We start from the raw sequence: 16,846 nt of genomic DNA, 5'->3' as shown, positions 1-16,846 counted from the left end.
AGCCCTCATCGCCTTGACCATGCTCACCCTCGGCGGCTACCGACCACCCCTCCCAGGCCGCACCTGACCCACACATCAGACAGGAGACCCGGATATCCCCTCGGACGCGGATGGGGGTGGGTCAGCCGCCGTTGGGTTCCTGGGCGTCGGTGGCTGGGTACTTTTCCATGAACTGCTTGAGGGCCTCGCCGCTGACGGAGCCGCAGAACTGGCGGTGGCCGAAGGACTTCTGGGCCGAGTCCGGGCCGCTCCAGTGCGCGAAGGCGAGGTTCTTGCCGTCCGGCCAGGCCTTGCCGTCGGACTCCTTGAACGGCGCCGCGATGAACTTGCCGAGCGAGCTGTCGGGCAGCTTGGACTTGGAGATCTTCTCGATCTGGTCGATCTGGTCCTTCGGCAGTGTGTCGCGGTACCAGAGGATCGTGTAGCCGTGCTCGAGGTTGTGCACCAGGTTCTCCACCGGGGGACGGTCGCCGTCGGAGTAGAACTTCTTGTCGAACGGCGCCCAGACCGCGTAGTGCGGGCCCGAGGACGGCGGGGAGACGGCGTACGCGATCTTCTCGCCGTCGGGGCGGTGGTCCTGCGTACCGCCGCCGTCGTCGTTGGTGGCCGCGTCGCAGGAGGCCGCGGACGCGGCGACGCCGAAGTCGGTCAGGGCCTGGTTCTTGGTCCGGGAGTCCTGGATCAGCTTGATCGCCGGGTAGGCGATGATGGCCAGGCCGACCACGATGGAGCACACCACGATGAGGATCGTGCGGCGGCGGTCCGAGCGGGCCTGCTCGCGTTGCATCTTCTCGATCATCTCGCGGCGCGACTGTTTCTGCGACGACGCTTTACCCACAGTGTTGGTCTTCCCGGATCGGGGCGGCCACCGCGCCGCCGTGCGAAGGCAGTGTACGAGGTGCCCCTGAGAAGTTGCCTAGAAAACTATCGGGACCGTGAGCCGAACGTGACCGTCGCCTCGCTGCCCGGTCCCGGACGCACCGCCACGCCGTACCCCTCGGCGTGCAGCAGCACCGCCAGCCGCTCCGCGACCATGCCGACGGTCACCGGATCGTCACCGAACACCGTGACACCGTTGTCTGCCGCCTCGAGACGGACACCGTCGACGTCAGCCAGCAGTCCGGACCACAGTGCCGGATCGGCCTCCCGCGGCCCGGCCGGCGGTTGCCGATCGAGTACGGCGGCCCGCGCGGCCTCCCGCGTTCCCAGGCTGAACATGTCGTGCTCGGCGTCCCGCACCAGCGCCCGCGCGCCCGGCCCGTGCTCACCGGCCGGCAGTACGGCGTCGTCCAAGCCACGCAGTACGGCGACCGGCACGCCGTCCGCCTTGCCCTTGACGAGTTCGCTGGCACCGGCGATCTCGTCGGCCAGCGCGGGCTCGGTCACCGCGAGGACGTTGCCGTGGCTGTCCGTCGTACCACGCAGATCTTCCATGACGCGGACGCCGGCGGCCCCGATCGCCAGGTCGGTCTGACCGTTGCGCCACGGGCGGCCGAGCGTGTCCGTGACGACGATGCCGACGTTGACGTCGTACCGCTGCTTCAAAGCGGTCCGCAGGTCGCGGGCCGACGCGTCGGGGTCGACCGGGAGCAGCAGGACCGTGCCGGGCGTCGTGTTGGACGTGTCGGTGCCCGCGGCGGCCATCACCAGGCCGTGCCGGGTCTGCACGATCCGCGTCTCACCGCGCTGCGCGACGACCCGCACGAGCTCGGCGTCGATCGCCTCCTGGCGGGTGCCGTTCGTCAGCCGGCCTTCTGCCTTGCTGACGATCTTCGACGTCACCGAGACGACGTCACCGTCGCGCAGGTCCGTGCCTTCGGCGATCAGCGCGGCCAGGTCGTCACCGGCCGCCACCTCGGGCAGTCCGGTCACCGGGAAGATCTCCAGGTGCTTCCTCATCGCCGTACGGCCTCCGCGAGGGTCAGTGCCGCGTCAGCCATCGCGGCGGTTTTGGTCTCGTCCGTCATCCACAACGGCACCGCCTGCACGTGAATTCCGGCCCCGGCGATCGAGTCCGCCTGGATCGCGTCGGAGGAGTCGATCAACCAGCCGTCCAGTACGCCGCCGGACGCGCGGGAACCGTAGTACCGGGCCACGGCCGACGCGGTGGACGCGACACCGACGGTGGCCAGCACTTTGTCCGCCATTCCGCGGACCGGACCCGTGCCGATGATCGGCGACAGCCCGATGACCGGGGCCTTCGTCTCCCGGACCGCGTCCCGGATCCCGGGGACGCCGAGGATCGTGCCGACCGAGACCACCGGGTTGGACGGCGGCACGATCAGTACGTCGCAGTCCGCGATCGCCTCGAGTACGCCGGGTGCGGGCTTGGCCTTGTCCTGGCCGACGGCAATGATCTGGTGCGCGGGGATGCCGGCCTGGTAACGGACCCAGTACTCCTGGAAATGAATGGCCTTGCGCCGCCCGGGCTGCTCCGGGTCGTCCACCACCACGTGGGTCTCGATCCGGTCGTCGCTCATCGGCAGCAGCCGGACGGGCAGCTTCCAGCGCGTGGACAGCGCCTCGGTGACCGCACTGAGCGTGTAGCCGGCGTCCAGCATCTGGGTGCGCACCAGATGCGTCGCCACGTCGCGGTCGCCGAGCCCGAACCAGGTCGGTTCCACGCCGTACGCCGCGAGCTCCTCCTTGATCACCCAGGTCTCGTCCTCGCGGCCCCACTTCCGCTCCTGGGAGATGCCACCGCCGAGCGTGTACATCACGGTGTCGAGGTCCGGGCAGACCCGCAGCCCGAACAGGGTGATGTCGTCCGCGGTGTTCCCCACGACGGTGATCTCGGCGTCCGGACGGGCCTTCAGGAGCCCGAGCAGGAAGGTGGAGCCGCCGATGCCGCCGGCCAGCACTGTCAATCGCATGGGAAGAGTCTGCCCGAGTCGTCAATGCGGCGGACCACCGCACGACTATGCTGCGGAGGGTCATCACATCCGCACAGCTCAGTTGTACGGCCCCCCAACATCCGAGGAGCCCTCGTGGTCACCGACGCAACCAAGAAGCTCAGAGAGCCGGTCGCGTACATCCTGCTCGCATACTCCGGCCTGCTCGCGCTGGCCGCGTTGATCCGGCTGTTCGTCGGCGGAGCGGGTTTCGTCTCCGCTTCCACCTACGTGTCGAACCTGCTCATCCCGTTCGGCGGCCAGCTCGGCCTCGCCGGGCTGGTGAGCGCCGTCGCCCTGGTCGGCGCGGTGTGGCTGGTGAACGAAGGTGAGCGGACCCCGAACGCGCGGATCGTCGCGCTGGCCGCACTCGTCATCACGGGCGTGACCGCGCTGATCCTCCTGATCGCGGGGTTCGCCGGCTTCAACGACAACGGCACCGCTGGTCTGAAGATCTTCAGCTTCCTCATGGTGCTCGCCGGCCTCGCGCTGTACGCCGCTGCCGGCTTCTACATCCTGAAGACCTTCCAGGCGCTCCCCGCGCCGGTGCGTGCGCCGAAGCCGGGCCAGTTCCAGCAGGGTCAGCCGGGCCAGCAGTACGGCCAGACAGCGCCGTACGGTCAGCAGCAGGGCTTCGCCCAGCAGGGTTACGACCAGGGCCAGCAAGGCCAGTTCGGCGGCCAGTACGACCAGGGTCAGCAGTACGGCGGTTACGCGGCCGCTGGTGGTGCTGGTGCTGCCGGCGCCGCAGGTGGCTACGTCGCGGGCCAGGACCAGGGCCAGCAGTGGCCGCAGGAGCAGGGCTGGAACCAGGGCGAGCAGCAGAACTGGTCCGCCGGTGAGGCCGAGGCCCAGCAGGCCGGTCAGCACTCCGCGCAGCACGCCGGTCAGCCGGGTACCGAGCAGGCGTGGCCCGCCGAGGGTCAGAGCGCCGAGCCGACGCAGGCCTGGAACTCCGAAGGCCAGCAGCAGTGGGGCGGCCAGGACCAGGCCCAGCCGGCGCAGCAGTGGCCGCAGGAGCAGCAGTGGCGCGGCGCTGACGCCGGCCAGCAGCAGTGGGGCGCTCAGGAGTACGGCCAGCAGACTCCGGCCGGCCAGGAGTGGGGCCAGCAGGAGCACGGCGCTGTCGAGGGTAGCCAGCAGCCGGCGGAGGCCCAGCAGGCTCAGCAGGCATGGCAGCAGGAGCAGGCCTGGCAGGCCGAGGAGACTCCGGCCGCCGAGCAGCAGCCGGGTGCTGCCGACCCGGCACCGCAGGCCGAGGCCGCCGACGAGACCCGGATCGACCCGCGGGCCGAGTCGGACAAGAACGACCCGAACCAGCAGGGTCAGGGCCAGCAGGGTTGGTGGTCGCAGCCTTCCTGATCAGGCAACAGCAAGGGCGGTTCTGCGACAGCAAGCCCTTACCGAACCTGCGGGAAAAATCCGGGAACAACGGGGTTTGAGCCCGGGTACACAGCGCGAGAGGTCTGTATCTACAGGCCTCTCGTTCTTTTGCGGCCATGTTGCGGATGATCCCAATAGCAGAGCACGGCTTGACTTTCGTGGATTGCAGGAATGTAATTTCAACCGTGTCGTTCGTTAGGACACTCGGTATCGGGGACCGTTGCAGAGCGCAGGACGGACGAGGTCAGGCATGTGGACCGCAAACCCACATGTACAGGGGAACGAACAGGGTCGAGGAGGTCGTACCGTGACAGAGCTGATGGCGATTGTCGACGGTGAGGCGATCGAGGAGGAGCCGAACTGGCAGGAAAGGGCGTTGTGCGCCCAGACCGATCCAGAGGCTTTCTTCCCGGAGAAGGGCGGTTCCACCCGCGAGGCCAAGAAGGTGTGCCTCGGTTGCGACGTCCGGGGCGAGTGCCTCGAGTACGCGCTGCAGAACGACGAGCGCTTCGGGATCTGGGGCGGCCTGTCGGAACGGGAACGCCGCAAGCTGAAGAAGAAGGCCGTCTGACGGCCCGGACGCAGCGAACAACTTCACGTAGGACTTCCGCGAGGCCCCGGGGTGATCACCCCCGGGGCCCGCGGCTTTCCGGACCAGGGCCCGCGGCTTTTCGGACACTCCGACGGCGGCTGTATGGTGAGTCCTCGCCGGGACTGCGGTCACGGTGACCGTCCGCAAGCATCGAGGTGTCACAGCTCCGCATGGAACAAGAAGCCCCGGCCGGCTGGGAATTCTTCGACTCCGTCGACTTCCCGACCGATCACATCGACGACCCGATGGGTCGTCCGCGGGTCCGGCATGTCGTCACCGCGGTGGTGGTCGGGCATGAGGGCGCGGCCTGGCTGCCGCGGCTGTCCGAGGCGTTGTGGGCGCTCAACCCGCGCCCGGACCGGCTGATCGCGGTCGACACCGGATCCACCGACGAAACCGCCGAACTGCTCGCCGCGATGCCCGGCGTGGAGCCGGTCGTCAGCGTCTCCGCGCGGACCGGCTTCGGGATGGCGGTGGCCCGCGGTCTCGAGACGCACGGTTTCGCGCCGATCCCGAGTGCCGTCGGCCCGTACGGCGACGACGGCCACATGCCTGTGGTGGAGTGGCTCTGGCTGCTCCACGACGACTGCGCGCCGGCGCCGAAGGCCCTGGAGAAATTGTTGCTCCAGGCCACTATGTCGCCGAACACCGGTGTCTGGGGCCCGAAGCTGCGGCTCTGGCCGCGGGACCGGGAACTGCTCGAGGTCGGCGTCACCACGTCACTCGGCGGCCGCCGCGACACCGGCATCGAGAACGGCGAGCTGGACCAGGGCCAGCACGACCAGCCGCGGAATGTGCTCGCGGTCAGCTCGGCCGGCATGCTGGTACGCCGCGACGTCTGGGAGGCCCTGCACGGTTTCGACCCGCGGCTGCCGATGTTCCGCGACGACATCGACTTCGGCTGGCGCGCCAGCCGCGCCGGCTACCAGGTCGGGGTCGCGCCCGACGCGGTCGTCTACCACGCGCAGGCCGCGGCGACCGGCGAGCGAGCACTGGCCGGCACCCGACGGCACGCGTACCAGCTCGACCGCGCCCATGCGTACTACACCGTTCTCGCGAACGCTCCCGGCAAACTGCTTCCGCTGCTGATCCTGCGGTTCCTGCTCGGCACCGTGATGCGGTCGATCTGGTTCCTGCTCGGCAAGACACCGTCCGGCGCCGTCGACGAGTGGACCGCGTTGCTCGGCACCCTGCTGGCCGGCGGCTGGACGCAGGCACGCAAGAACCGCCGAAGTCTCGACCAAGTCCCGTACGACGACATCAAGGGACTGTTCTCCCGGTCCGTGCACGCACTGCGGCACAACCTGGAGGAGACGACCAGCACGATCTCCGAGCGCATCCGCGAAGCCTGGGCGGACGAGCCGGAAGAGCAAGTCGTCACCACCGCCCGACGTGCCAAGTCCACTGCGCGCGTAGCGGTCGACCAGCCGAGGTGGCGGCGTCAGCTGATCCGGCGGCCGTTCCTGATCGCATGGGTCGTGCTGGCGATCGGTGCGCTGATCGCGGCGCGCGATCTGATCGGCGGCGGCGTACTCCGGTCCAACCTGTTGCTGCCCGCGCAGGAGAACCTTGCGGCGTTGTGGCACGCAGCTGCGTCGGCTCCGCCAGGCGTAACGCCACCTGCATGGTTGGCGCAGTTCTGGGCGTTCTCGACGGTCATGTTCGGTCCCACCGGTGCGGTGAACGTTCTGCTGCTCGGCGCGGTACCACTGGCCGGTCTGGCTGCGTGGGCGTTGTTGCGGGCGTTCGTCGTCGACCGTGTCGCGCGGGCCTGGGGTGCATCGGCGTACGGGCTGGCTGTTTTCACGAACGGTGCGATCACGCAGGGGCGGATCGGGACGTGTGTGGCGGCGATCGTGCTGCCACTGCTCGGTGCCGCTGTCCACACCGTTGCCCGACGACGGCGCGTGGTTGTTCAGGGCAGTTGGCGGGCCGCGTGGTTCGCGGGGATCTGTCTGGCGGTGCTGTTCGCGTTCACGCCGGCACTGGCTCTGCTGGTCAGCGTCATCCTGGTCTTCGGCGCGGTGCTGGGGCTGGGCTGGCGGCGGCAGGGGCGCCAGCTGGTCTTCTCGGTCGTGCTTGGCCTACTGCTCGTGCTGCCGTGGACGCTGGACCTGGTGCGGCACCCCTCGAAGCTGGGGCAGGAGGCGGGCGGTCCGCCGACCGCCGCGATCGGTCCGGGCGACAGCCTGCCGCATCTGCTGACAGGTACGCCGGTCGGTGCGCCGGCGCCCTGGTGGTTCGCCGTACCGCTGATTCTGGTGGCTCTGGTCAGTCTGTTGCGTCAGTCGCGGCAGCGGTACGAGTTGGTCGGTTGGTTCGCCGCGCTGGCCGGTCTGGCCGCGACACTGGTTGCCAGCCGGCTCGGCGGTGGCAGCGGGCCATTGATGTTCCTGATGACTGCAGGCTGGATCATCACCGTGGCGGTTGCCTGGGACTCGGTCGGCAAGTCCACCGAGATCATCGTCCAGGGTGTGCTCGGGATCGTGTTGCTGACGACCGTGGTGACGGCCGGCTTCTGGCTGGTGCGTGGGGCCGACGGTCCGTTGTGGCGTGGTCCCGCCCAGGACCTTCCGGCGTACCTGGTCGCTTCGCAGGATCCACCGGACAACCAGTCGATCCTGGTGGTGCGGAAGGCGCCCGAAGGCCAGATGCGGTTCTCGCTGGTCAAGAACGGCGGACCGCGGATGGGAGCGCTCGAGGCGGCGCCGACCGCGGCACAGACCAAACCGCTCACGGATGTCCTGGCGACGCTCGGTGGCGGCGGTAGTGGTGAGGAAGGCCGGCAGTTGGCCGGTCTCGCGATCGACTACGTGTACCTGCCGGGTCCGGTGGACCCGACGCTGCAGTCGACGCTCGACTCGCTGCCGGGCCTCACCAGGGCCAGTGCGAACGACGGCGACGCCTCGTGGCTGGTCGACCGGTCGAAGATCAAGGGCGAGACGCCGCTGGTCGACCAGACCCACACGGTCTGGCGCATCCTCGGTCTGATCGGCTGGATCCTCGCACTGATCTTCTGTCTGCCGACGGTGCGCCGCACCGTCGCCGTACCGCAGGGCACCCACGCGAGGAGGGACCGGTGACCCGGTTGCTGTCCGACCCGCGTCTCCGGATCGGAGCCGTCGTCGTTGCCATGGCCGCGCTGGCAGGGATCGGAGTGGTCATCCACCCCGAGAAGGCCGACACCCGCGCGCAGGCCGCCGTCACCGAGCCGGCCCGCACAGTGGTGAACCGTACGGCGCTGTCCTGCCCGGCGCTGTCTCCCGGCGGCAAGATGACCAGCGTGGTGAACGGAGTGGCACCGACGCTGCCCGAGGGTACGCCGACCGCGCCAGGGGCCGCCGAACCGTTGACGATCGCTCCGCTGCCCGCCACGTCGGACCCGGTCGGCTCGCTGCTGAAGCGCGGCACGATCGGTTCGAGTGCGTCGGTCGTGAAGCCGGAGCCGCTGTCCATCAAAGGCACCGGACCGCTGGCAGCGGGCACGGTCGGCACGAGTACGACGACTGCGCAGGACGGCGTGAACCGCGGCATGGCCAGCGTGCCGTGTCAGGTGCCCGGTTCGGACTTCTGGTTCGTCGGAGCCTCCGGTGCAAGCGACCGGCGTGACGTGCTGGTGCTGACCAACCTGGACAGCATCAACGCGGAAGTGAACGTCAGCGTGTACGCGCGGACCGGTGCGCAGGACCTGCCGGCGGCCCGCGGCATCGTGGTCCCGGCACTCGGCACGGCCGAGCTGTTCCTCAAACAGGTTGCTCCGAACCTGCGTGACATCGCCCTGCACGTGGAGTCGACAGGTGGCCGGGTAGCGGCCGCCGTCCGGTCCAATGCGACGAACGGCAGTCAGCCGGGCGGCGTGGACTGGCTGAACACCTCAGCGGCCCCCGCGACGAAGGTGTTCGTGCCCGCGGTGGCGCCCGGTGCCGGTCTGCGGATCCTGTCGGTCGCGAACCCCACCGACCTGCAGGCGACCGCGAGCCTGACGGTGAACGGGCCGAACGGGCCGTTCAAGCCGGCCGGGCTGGAGACCGTGCAGATCGCGGCCGGCTCTGTGAAGACGTTCATGCTCGACTCGGTGCTGCACGGTGACGCGAGCGCGATCACCGTGACCTCGGACCAGCCGGTGACCGCGTCGGTGCGATCCACGGACGCGAGCCGGACAGAGTTCTCGTCGCTGGGGTCGGCGGAGGCGCTGACCGGACCGGCGTACCTGGTCATTCCGGCGCACAAGCAGCCGGCGATGCTGCAGGTGACCGCGCCGGGGAAGACCGGCAGCGTGAAGTTCGAGCTCCGGGACGCGGCGGACCGGGTGCTGACCACGCGGGCGCTGGACGTCGTCGGTGGCGCGACGACACAGATCTCGTTCCCGGCGCAGCCGCGGCCGACGTACCTGATGGTGCAGCAGACGCGGGGGACTGTGGTCGCGGGCGTCACGTTGATGCCGGCGGCGAAGCCGGCCGAGGACGACGTACCGCAGGTGGCCGCTTGGCCGTTGACGACGTCGCTGGTGTTCCGCGCTCAGCTGGGCGCCCAGCCGGACGTCAGCGCCGCTCTCAGGTAGCTCAGCCCTCGTTGGTGTTGGCGCCGGGGTCTTGCAGCATGCGGAGGTGGCCGCGGCGGGCTACCTCGACCGGGGCGCCCGGCGTACCGGCACCAGGCTCCCGGCGGGGGAGCGGACGTGCTGCCTCGCGGACCGCGTTCGCCAGGGCCTCCAGGTCGTCGGAGGACGGGCCGGCGGCTGCGGGGTCCGGGGCGAGCCGGATGACTTCCCAGCCGTTCGGAGCGGTGAGGCGGTCGGCGTGGTCGGCGCACAGGTCGTAGCAGTGCGGCTCGGCGTACGTCGCGAGTGGACCGAGGACACAGGTCGAGTCCGCGTAGACGTAGGTGAGCGTCGATACGGCAGGCTTCTGACATCCGGCGCGCGAACAGATCCTGGCGATGCTCACGACCAGACATTACGCCCACTAGGCTGAGCGCGTGACCGAGGCTCGCCGTCATCGCAGGCACATCGACCGCCACGGGCGCGGCATGCTCGGCCCGATCAGCCGGCCGAGCACGTTCGCGCCGCGTGGTCTGCCGCTGCAGCGGTCCGCCGCCGCGCAGTTCGACGAGGTGGTCGCGATCGAGGTGACGCGGCTGGAGAAGCGGCTGCCGCAGGTGGTCGCGCGGGTCGAGTTCGCCATCGAGGACGTGCCGAACCTGGACCTGGACGCCACCGAGATCCCGCTCACGCACGCCACCGGCGGTACGTCGCACGAGCCGTACCGGATCGTGGTCTTCCGGCGCCCGATCGAGCTCCGCGCCGAACGCTCCGGCGCCGGACTGTCCTGGCTGGTCCGCTCCGCCCTCGTCCTGGAGCTCGCCGACGTCCTGGCGCTGTCCCCCGAACAGATCGACCCCGAGTTCGACACCGACGACGACTGACACGCCACCCCTGCCAGCGGTGTTCGAACCTGTTCCGTACTGTGGATCGAGGTTTGTGACCTTCGTTGTCATCGGGAGAGGATCGTGTCTGTGAACGATCAAAAACTGCGGGTCGGTGTCGTAGGACTGGGCTTTGCCGGGCGGACGGCGCTGGAGGCGTTCTCCGAGCTTCCGGACGTCGAGGTGATCGGCCTGGCGGGCCTGGAGAAGGACATCCTGACCAGCCTGGGCGAGAAGCACGGCGTACCGCATCTGTACGAGAGGTGGGAGGACCTGCTCGAGACCCCGGGGCTGGAGGCGGTCAGCATCGGTACGCCGACGCAGCTGCACGCCCCGATCGCGCTGGCGGCCCTGCAGAAGGGGCTGCACGTCCTGTCCGAGAAGCCGCTGGCCAGGACCGTGGCCGAGGGCACCGCGATGGTCGAGGCCTCGAAGCAGGCCGGCCGGGTGCTGAAGGTCGTGTTCAACCACCGCGAGCGCGGTGACGTCGCGGCGCTCAAGCACCAGATCGACGAGGGCCAGCTCGGCCGCATCTACTACGCCAAGGCGCACTGGATGCGCCGCAACGGCATCCCCGGGATGGGCGGCTGGTTCACCAACCGGGAGCTGTCCGGCGGCGGGCCGCTGATCGACCTCGGCGTCCACATCCTCGACATGGCGCTGCACCTGATGGGCGAGCCGCAGGTGAGCACGGTGTCGGCCGACACGTTCGCCGAACTCGGCCCGCGCGGCAAGGGCAGCCGGGACCCGAACGCGAACACGCTCGGATCGGCGTTCGAGGTGGAGGACCTCGCGACGGCGTACCTGCGGCTGAAGGGCGGCGGCGCGCTGCAGCTGGAGACCAGCTGGGCGACGTTCCGGGCGCCGGGCGACAACTTCGGGATCGAGCTGTTCGGCACCGACGGCGGCGCCAAGATCGAGGTGCAGAACTACACCAACGAAGACACGCTGCGGATCTTCACCGACGTCGGCGGCGTACCGGCCGAGGTGAAGCCGGCGACCGGCGCCGGGCTCGGCCACCGCGCCGTGGTCCGGGAGTTCGTCCGGATCGTCAAGAGCGGTGAGTGGGAAGGCCAGAACGGGTCCGAGGCGCTGCTGCGGACCGAGATCATCGACGCCTGCTACGCCTCGGCGAAGGCGGGACGAGAGGTTGTGCTCAATGACTGAGCAAAATCAGGGACCCATTCGCGTCACCGTCTGGGGCGAGAACGTCCACGAAGGCCGCGACGAGTCCGTCCGCAAGGTCTACCCGGACACCATGCACGAGACGATCGCGGCGGCGCTGCGGGACAAGCTCGGCCAGGACGTGGTCGTCCGTACGGCGTGGCTGCAGCAGGACGAGCACGGTCTGACCGAGGAAGTGCTCGCCGACACCGACGTACTCACCTGGTGGGGGCACGCCGCGCACGGTGATGTCGACGACGCGATCGTCGACCGGGTGCAGCAGCACGTGCTGTCCGGGATGGGCCTGATCGCGCTGCACTCCGCGCACTTCAGCAAGATCTTCATCAAACTGATGGGTACGACGTGCTCGCTCGACTGGCGCGCCGAGAACGACCGCGAGCTGATCTGGACGGTCGCCGCCGGCCACCCGATCGCACAGGGCATCCCGCACCCGCTGGTGATCGAGCGCGAGGAGATGTACGGCGAGCTGTTCGACATCCCGCAGCCCGACGAGCTGGTGTTCGTCAGCTCGTTCTCCGGCGGCGAGGTGTTCCGCTCCGGCTGCTGCTACCGCCGCGGCCAGGGCCGGGTCTTCTACTTCCGCCCCGGCGACCAGGAGTACCCGACGTACCACCAGCCCGAGGTCCAGCAGATCATCGCCAACGCCGCCAAGTGGGCCGCACCGACCAGCCCCCGCCAGCTCCCGACGGTCCACCACCGCAAGAACCCGGGCTGGTTCGAGAAGGCCTGACCTGTCAGAGCTTCCGCTGCCAGGTCAGGTGGCCTTCGTCCATGGTGGCGTGGCCGTCGGCGCCGGCTGCGACGTTGAGGTCGTGGGTAGCCACGATCACCGCGGCGCCGCGGCCGGCTTCGCGGCGGAGGAGGTCGAGGACTCGTTCACGGTTCGTGCCGTCGAGTTCGCTGGTGGACTCGTCGGCGAGGATGACGCGGCCCTGCTGGGCGAGTCCACGGGCGACGGCGACGCGTTGCTGCTCGCCGCCGGACAGTTCCTCGACCAGGTGGTCGCCACTGTCCTGGAGCCCGACGTCGGCCAGTGCCTGCTCGACCTGCCGATCGACCGCTTCCGGGTCGGTGCGCTGGGCGAGCAGCGGCAGACAGAGATTCTCCCGGGCAGTCAGTACCCGGGCCAGGCCGTTGCCCTGCGGGATCAGCACGACGCCGTGAGCCGCGGCCGCCGGCCGGTCGCTGATCGTGAGACCGTCCACCTCGACCTGGCCGGAGCTCGGCCGGACCGCTCCGGCGACGGCCCACAGCAGCGAGCTCTTGCCGGCCCCGGACGGCCCGCTGACCGCGAGAACGAAGCCGGGCGGCACCCGCAGGGAAACGTCCGCCACCGCGACCAGGTCGTCGTAGGCGACGGTGAGGTTGGTGACCGTGATCACGACTGACCTTCTTGCTGTACAGGGCTCAGGCGAACGTCGCCGGCCTCGGTGGTGGTGACGCGGAGCAGGGTTCCGGGAGGCAGCAACTCGGCGACGTGCGGCGGCAGCGGCAGCGATCCATCGGTGGCGACGACCGCGAACTCCTCGCCGCTGCGCCCCTCGGACGCGATCCGCCCGTCGCGGATGGTGACGGTGCGGGGGAGCACCGCGGCGACGTCGGGGTCGTGGGTGACCAGCAACACCGTCATGCCGGTGCTCGCGTTGATGGTCGAGATCGCGGCCAGGACCTCGTCCCGGGCCCGGTGGTCCAGTTGGCTCGTGGGTTCGTCGGCCAGCAGCAGGCCGGGGAACGTGGCGATCCCCACTGCCACCGCACAGAGCTGGATCTGGCCAGGCGTCAGCGAGGGCAGCGGAGTACGGGCGTGGTCGGTCAGACCGACCAGGTCGAGTACGTCCTCGGGCGCCGGCAAGGACCGATCGCGCGACGCGGCGCGCTGTGCGTAACGGACGTTGTCCACGGGGGACAGGTAGGGGATGAGGTTGCGCCCGGCTCCCTGCAACACGATGCCGACGTCACGGGCGCGCATCCGGTCGAGCTCAGGCTCGGTCATCGTGGTCAGGTTGTGTTCGCCGATCTGCAGCCGCCCGGCGCTCGGCGTCAGCAGACCACCGCACAGCTGAAGCAGTGTGGACTTGCCTGCGCCGGACGGGCCGAGCAGACCGACGAACTCACCGGGTCGCACAGTGATCCCGATACCCGACAAGGCAGCGACGTCGTGGCCTTGGCTCCGGTAGATGTGGACCAGGCCGCTGGTACTGATCGCCAGTCCGCTCATGACAGGTCCTCCCGGATCCGGCCGTAGCCCGCCCGCCGGTTCACGCTGGTGCCCAGCACGAGCGTTGTCGCCGTCAGCACGACGGTGCCGGCCAGCCAGAGGATCACCGCTCCGGACCAGTTGATCGCCAGGTCGAGCGGAATCGGCGACGGTTCGGAGGTCTCCGCGAAGAGCGGGAACATCGGTAGCGCGATGTGGGCGCCGATGATGCCGCAGGCCGACCCGAGCAGCGCTGCCAGCGCGACCGGTCCGGTCTGTTCCCAGCGCGCGGCCCCACCGGTCGTGCTCGCCGGTACGCCGTTGATCCGCAGGCTCGCGTAGTCCTGGGCGCGGGAGCGCCAGGAGCTGACGCCCATCAGCAGCAGCACGATGACCGCAAGGGCCCAGCTGGCGATTCCGACGATCGGAGTGAGCTGGAGTGCGAGTGCGCTGGCGGAGCGCCCGTATCCGTCGATCCGGTCCGACCGCCGGTCGACGAGTGTGGGAGTGACCCCGGCCGCGGTCAGGCCGTCCATGATCTTGCCGACGTTCGCGAGCCCCTCGGCGTTGAGCCAGAGCTCGAACTCCGTCGAAGCGCGGTCGACGCCCCCGCCGACCCGGCGGGCGGTCTCCAGGTCGAGGACCGCGACCCGGTCGGTGTGGCGCGGCACCGGGATCTGAGGGTTGCCGAGCTTGGCGATCGGGATCGAGATCCCGTCGAGGCCGGGCACCGTCAGAGCCTCGCCGACGGCATCCGGGCTCACCAGCGCCGGCACCGGCGTGGGGACCGCGGCGTACTGGAGGTTCAGCTCGCCGCCGAGGCTGGTCACGTCGAGCGCCAGCCCGTCAGGCCCGTTCCTGGCCGCGATGCTGCCCTGGTCGGCTCCCGCCTGCGAGCTGTTCGTCCAGTCCTGCATCCGGCCCAGTGGGACCGACTGCTGGGTGTCGGTCGCCAGGCGGCTGATCGCGATCTCGCCTTTGACACCGGCAGTGTCGCCCACTTCGCGGGACACCCCGAGCCGGAGCAGCTGACAGGACGGCAGGCAGCCGAGCGCCGTACTCAGCGTGACCGGACCGCGGCGACCCAGCGGGATCGGCGGGAAGCGCACCAGATAGCGCCCGCCGCTGCGCTGGTTGACCACCGTCGCCTGCAGGATCACCGACTTGGCCGGCTCCTCGGGGACAGGAATCACGTTTTCGCCGGCGGGTAGCGCGTACGGCGTGATCGCGCCGACCTCGGCGGTCACCGTCAGACGCTGACCGGTCAGCTCGATCGGCTTCGGCTCGGTGGGTGTCCGGAGCTTGCGGAACCCCTCGGCATCGGTGAGCCGATCGCCGTTGAAGGCGATCCGCCGGTAGCTGTCCGACTCGATCAGCACGGCGCGCAGGCTCTCCGCGGACGGCGGACTGGTGAGCACGACGGGGGTCAGCCACCGCCGGTCCGGATCGACCTTGTCGGCTGCCGCGGTGAAGACGCCGAGGTTGGTGGAGCCGATCGCGAGGACCGCCTCGGCGCCGGTCTCGTAGCCGGCCCTGGTGTCCCGGTTGCGATCGCCGACCGACGCCGCCTGACCGGCGAACGAGGCCAGGCCGGTCGCGACGGCGACCACGGCGACGAGTCGCGTCACGGCCGGGCGCCGGGCTACCTGCAGAGCGCCGAGCGCGAGACCGAGCCGCCCGCTGCGCAGCGCCTGCCGGCTGACCAGCCCCGCGACCGGCAGGAGGAGGTGTGCGAGGGCGAGTCCCGCTGCCAGAGCGAGCAAGGTGGGGGTCAGGATGGGGAGCGGGCCTCGTCCACCACTGGTCAGTCCGGTCACCAGCCCGGCCGACGCGACGACGATGACGGTGAGATCGATCAGGCCGATCGTGCGGTGGCGTCCGCGGAGCGGAATCCGCCGGAGCAGGCCGGAGATCGGCCGACGGACGACCGTGCGAACCGACAGCGCCACAACCGCCAGCCCGACCAGAGCCGCCAGAGCGACCGCTGCCGGAACCGTCCACGGCACCTCCAGCGGTGCCAGTCCGTCCAGCCAGGCCGCTCGTACGGCGAGGAGCATCGCGAAACCGGCCGCCCCGCCGAGCAATGTACCGAGCAGCACGGGGACGCTCAGCTCGACGGCCAGCGTCCGGCCGGTCGCGCCGATGCCCGACCCGCGCAGTCGCGAGACCGCCAGTTCCGGTCGGCGCTGGTCGACCACCGTGGCCAGCGCCAGCGCCAGCACGACCACTCCGAACAGAGCCACCTGCACCATCACCAGGGGGATGATCGTCCTGGCCTGCCGTCGCTCCGCCTGGATGCCGTCGACGACCCCGATCAGTCCTGAGCTGTTCTGTGCGTCGACGCCGCGTTCGGCGATCTGGGCTTCGAGTTGATCGGTCACCTGCCGGATCCGGTCCAGGTCGTCGACTCGCACGCTTCCCGGCTGCGGGCGGGTGTCCAGCGTCGAGTAGGCGTCCCAGTTGCCCGCGGAGAGGGTGCCACGTTCGGCGAGCAGGAAGTCGCCCAACGGGGGCTGGGAGTCGCTGGCCGGCCGCGAGTTCCCGATCGGTCTGCGGCCGAACCAGTAGGTGGCTTCGGCGTCCGCCTGGTAGATCCCGACCACGCGGAGCGGGCTGCGCTCGGGGTCGCTGGCGGTCTGGGCCCTGAGCGTCGTCCCGACCGCCAGGCCGAAGTTCTTCGCGTCCGCTGTCAATGCGGCGACCTCACCGGGGCCGCGGGGGCACCGGCCGGCGGTCAGTTCGAGGCGGGCGCAGTAGCCGTCCCGCCACACCACCCGGCCTTGGACGGTCGGTCTCTCGTTGCCGCGACCCCAGATCACTACGGCGGTCCGTCCGTAGACCGGTGGGGTGAACAGCTGCTCCAGGTCCGCCGGGACGAACTGGGCGAGGTCCTCCGGCGGGGCCGACTCGGCCGGTCCGCCGACGGCGGTCGACGGCGTCGTCTTGAGCTGCCAGGCCGCGGAGTTCCACTGGTGCGTCAAGGCCTCGGTCGTGACGGTCTGTTCGACCGCCCGGGCGAACCAGGGCGCGAACGCCGCGCACGTGCCGATCAACAGGCTGATCCCGCCGAGGACCAGGCCTTGGGACCTGCGGTAGCGCAGAGCCTGCCGCAAGAACGTCATTGGCCACCCCCCAGCCGCCAGGCCACGCCGCTCGGTGACCAAGGACCGAACA

The 16,846-nt window shown here is 70.1% G+C and carries 14 protein-coding genes; 7 read left to right on the top strand and 7 right to left on the bottom strand.

Annotated elements, in window-relative coordinates; translation table 11 throughout:
• Positions 1–121: 121 nt before the first annotated feature.
• From EV647_RS02435 to cofD, 3 genes are all read right to left on the bottom strand, one after another.
• Complete coding sequence (locus EV647_RS02435) at positions 122–787, bottom strand: DUF3105 domain-containing protein (RefSeq protein WP_238176982.1); 666 nt, start codon at positions 785–787, stop codon at positions 122–124.
• A 137-nt stretch (positions 788–924) separates the two neighbouring features.
• Complete coding sequence (locus EV647_RS02430; RefSeq protein WP_133997679.1) at positions 925–1,899, bottom strand: coenzyme F420-0:L-glutamate ligase; 975 nt, start codon at positions 1,897–1,899, stop codon at positions 925–927.
• The gene (cofD, locus tag EV647_RS02425) at positions 1,896–2,873 is read right to left on the bottom strand and encodes a 2-phospho-L-lactate transferase (protein WP_133790260.1); all 978 of its coding nucleotides are present in this window, start codon (positions 2,871–2,873) and stop codon (positions 1,896–1,898) included. The genes EV647_RS02430 and cofD overlap by 4 nt, the downstream gene beginning before the upstream one ends.
• 114 nt (positions 2,874–2,987) lie before the next feature.
• Here cofD and EV647_RS02420 point away from each other — a divergent pair, with 114 nt between their 5' ends.
• The 4 genes from EV647_RS02420 to EV647_RS02405 all read left to right on the top strand — a co-directional run bounded on the left by EV647_RS02420 (position 2,988) and on the right by EV647_RS02405 (position 9,427).
• Positions 2,988–4,253 carry a hypothetical protein gene (locus EV647_RS02420; RefSeq protein ID WP_133997676.1) on the top strand — a complete coding sequence of 422 codons (1,266 nt, stop codon included), beginning with the start codon at positions 2,988–2,990 and terminating at the stop codon, positions 4,251–4,253.
• A gap of 340 nt (positions 4,254–4,593) precedes the next feature.
• The gene (locus EV647_RS02415; protein WP_020389877.1) at positions 4,594–4,845 is read left to right on the top strand and encodes a WhiB family transcriptional regulator; all 252 of its coding nucleotides are present in this window, start codon (positions 4,594–4,596) and stop codon (positions 4,843–4,845) included.
• Positions 4,846–5,036: 191 nt separating this feature from the next.
• The gene (locus tag EV647_RS02410) at positions 5,037–7,949 is read left to right on the top strand and encodes a glycosyltransferase family 2 protein (RefSeq protein WP_133997673.1); all 2,913 of its coding nucleotides are present in this window, start codon (positions 5,037–5,039) and stop codon (positions 7,947–7,949) included.
• Entirely contained in the window at positions 7,946–9,427 is a 1,482-nt protein-coding gene (locus EV647_RS02405) for a DUF5719 family protein (protein ID WP_133997670.1), read from the top strand. Before EV647_RS02410 ends, EV647_RS02405 begins: the two co-directional genes overlap by 4 nt.
• 1 nt (position 9,428) lies before the next feature.
• Here the strand turns inward: EV647_RS02405 and EV647_RS02400 are convergent, their stop codons facing one another.
• Entirely contained in the window at positions 9,429–9,812 is a 384-nt protein-coding gene (locus EV647_RS02400) for a DUF3499 domain-containing protein (RefSeq protein WP_130382495.1), read from the bottom strand.
• A gap of 31 nt (positions 9,813–9,843) precedes the next feature.
• On the opposite strand from EV647_RS02400, the gene EV647_RS02395 reads away from it, so the two are divergent.
• The 3 genes from EV647_RS02395 (at position 9,844) to EV647_RS02385 (ending at position 12,205) form a co-directional block, all read left to right on the top strand.
• Positions 9,844–10,290: a metallopeptidase family protein gene (locus EV647_RS02395; protein WP_238176981.1), complete on the top strand. Its 447-nt coding sequence runs from the start codon at positions 9,844–9,846 to the stop codon at positions 10,288–10,290.
• An 84-nt stretch (positions 10,291–10,374) separates the two neighbouring features.
• Positions 10,375–11,457, top strand: a complete 1,083-nt coding sequence (locus tag EV647_RS02390; RefSeq protein WP_238176980.1) for a Gfo/Idh/MocA family protein — start codon at positions 10,375–10,377, stop codon at positions 11,455–11,457.
• The gene (locus EV647_RS02385; RefSeq protein ID WP_133997667.1) at positions 11,450–12,205 is read left to right on the top strand and encodes a ThuA domain-containing protein; all 756 of its coding nucleotides are present in this window, start codon (positions 11,450–11,452) and stop codon (positions 12,203–12,205) included. Before EV647_RS02390 ends, EV647_RS02385 begins: the two co-directional genes overlap by 8 nt.
• A 4-nt stretch (positions 12,206–12,209) precedes the next feature.
• Here EV647_RS02385 and EV647_RS02380 read toward each other — a convergent pair whose 3' ends face one another.
• Genes EV647_RS02380 through EV647_RS02370 form a run of 3 tightly spaced genes read right to left on the bottom strand, consistent with a single transcriptional unit; the run spans position 12,210 to position 16,794 of the window.
• Complete coding sequence (locus EV647_RS02380; RefSeq protein ID WP_133997664.1) at positions 12,210–12,857, bottom strand: ABC transporter ATP-binding protein; 648 nt, start codon at positions 12,855–12,857, stop codon at positions 12,210–12,212.
• Positions 12,854–13,693, bottom strand: coding sequence for an ABC transporter ATP-binding protein (locus EV647_RS02375; protein ID WP_133997661.1), 840 nt, complete (start codon positions 13,691–13,693; stop codon positions 12,854–12,856). The genes EV647_RS02380 and EV647_RS02375 overlap by 4 nt, the downstream gene beginning before the upstream one ends.
• Positions 13,690–16,794 (bottom strand): FtsX-like permease family protein, encoded by a 3,105-nt coding sequence (locus EV647_RS02370; RefSeq protein WP_133997658.1) that lies wholly within the window; start codon positions 16,792–16,794, stop codon positions 13,690–13,692. Before EV647_RS02370 ends, EV647_RS02375 begins: the two co-directional genes overlap by 4 nt.
• Positions 16,795–16,846: the final 52 nt, after the last annotated feature.

Source organism: Kribbella sp. VKM Ac-2566, assembly GCF_004366005.1.
Taxonomy (GTDB): domain Bacteria; phylum Actinomycetota; class Actinomycetes; order Propionibacteriales; family Kribbellaceae; genus Kribbella; species Kribbella pratensis.
The sequence above is the reverse complement of the archived record's forward strand: the minus strand, read 5'-3'. Positions and strand labels throughout refer to the sequence as shown.

Coding starts and splice junctions, on each gene's coding strand:
- EV647_RS02435 (WP_238176982.1), bottom strand. CDS start 787: ATGCAACGCGAGCAGGCCCGCTCGGACCGCCGCCGCACGATCCTCATC.
- EV647_RS02430 (WP_133997679.1), bottom strand. CDS start 1,899: ATGAGGAAGCACCTGGAGATCTTCCCGGTGACCGGACTGCCCGAGGTG.
- cofD (WP_133790260.1), bottom strand. CDS start 2,873: ATGCGATTGACAGTGCTGGCCGGCGGCATCGGCGGCTCCACCTTCCTG.
- EV647_RS02415 (WP_020389877.1), top strand. CDS start 4,594: ATGGCGATTGTCGACGGTGAGGCGATCGAGGAGGAGCCGAACTGGCAG.
- EV647_RS02410 (WP_133997673.1), top strand. CDS start 5,037: ATGGAACAAGAAGCCCCGGCCGGCTGGGAATTCTTCGACTCCGTCGAC.
- EV647_RS02385 (WP_133997667.1), top strand. CDS start 11,450: ATGACTGAGCAAAATCAGGGACCCATTCGCGTCACCGTCTGGGGCGAG.
- EV647_RS02375 (WP_133997661.1), bottom strand. CDS start 13,693: ATGAGCGGACTGGCGATCAGTACCAGCGGCCTGGTCCACATCTACCGG.
- EV647_RS02370 (WP_133997658.1), bottom strand. CDS start 16,794: ATGACGTTCTTGCGGCAGGCTCTGCGCTACCGCAGGTCCCAAGGCCTG.